This window comes from Streptomyces sp. AC627_RSS907, assembly GCF_019049165.1.
The window spans coordinates 1-649 of sequence record NZ_JAGMUE010001119.1 but is presented as its reverse complement, the minus strand read 5'-3'; the positions used below and the strand labels follow the sequence as shown (position 1 = coordinate 649).

The 649-nt window shown below is 72.3% G+C and carries 1 pseudogene; it reads left to right on the top strand.

Going from position 1 to position 649, the window contains the following annotated elements:
• Positions 1-649 (top strand): annotated as a pseudogene (locus tag KUM32_RS40600) (ATP-binding protein); the annotation flags it as partial.

Here is a 649-nt window from a genome sequence, read left to right as displayed (position 1 = left end):
GTTCCTGCACCGGTTCCTGGCCCGCGATGACTTCAACATCACCATCGCCGTCGAGGACGTGCAGACCCGCACCGTCTACATGGACTTCGGCGTGGAGTCCCTCGACCCGTTCGGCTACCCCGTCACCGGCGCCCCCGGCTTCCCCAAGGTGTTCACCGCCCACGTCGAGGGCGCCGGCGCCGTGCCGCTGACCGGGCACGTGTGGACGCCGAAGTCGAACCTGGACGAGTACCGCGCGGTCGGCACCGTCCTGGACAAGCAGGGGTTCTACTTCTACCGCAACGACCGGCTCGTGCAGGCCGGCGGCTGGAACGGGTTCCGGCAGCCCGAGCCGCACCTCGCGCTGGCCCGGGTCGCGGTCGAGCTGCCGCCGGAGGGCGGTGACGCGTTCCGGCTGACCGTGAAGAAGGCGGGCGTGGAGGCGTCGCCCGCGTTCGCGGCGGCCCTGGGCGAGGCGACGGACGCGGAGGGTTACGCCTTCAAGGAGTACCTGGACGCGGCCGAGGCCACCTACCGCGAGGCGCGCAAGCGGGCCGGCGTGGACCGCAAGCCGGTCATCGCGCCCGGCAAGGGCATGGCGGCCGAGGTGAAGCGGACCGTCGAGGAGGAGCTGCCGCTCATCCCCGGCGAGGAGCCGGTGGCGCTGTAC